Genomic DNA, 340 nt, shown 5'->3' on the forward strand with positions numbered 1-340 from the left:
TTTCAGACTCATCTTGATGCAGCGCCCCCGACTCAGTGCCTATATCGGCCATGGCTTCTATTTCTTGGCGAATATAATAGGCTTGGTCGTGCTTTGGCCCCATTAAATTTGTCAGCTTTTGTGCAAGCCATACAAAAGGCTTAAGCAATATAACTAAAAAGCGTAAACCGTAAGTCACACTTGGGGTAAGTACTCGCCAATAGTTTGCCCCTAACGTTTTAGGTATGATTTCAGAAAACACCAGCACAAATAAAGTCATCACTGCAGAGGCAACCCCTACTGCTGCATCCGAAAATACAATGGCTGCTTGCGCGCCAACTCCAGCGGCTCCGGCGGTATG

General features: G+C 46.8%; 1 protein-coding gene. It reads right to left on the minus strand.

All coding sequences use genetic code 11. From position 1 onward, the window contains the following. Nucleotides 1–340 (minus strand): CNNM domain-containing protein (locus tag AAEY62_RS21095; RefSeq protein WP_350636285.1); only part of this gene is annotated, 340 nt, incomplete at both ends.

Source organism: Pseudoalteromonas sp. GW168-MNA-CIBAN-0100 (assembly GCF_040309225.1).
In the GTDB taxonomy this organism is placed as follows: Bacteria; Pseudomonadota; Gammaproteobacteria; order Enterobacterales; family Alteromonadaceae; genus Pseudoalteromonas; species Pseudoalteromonas arctica.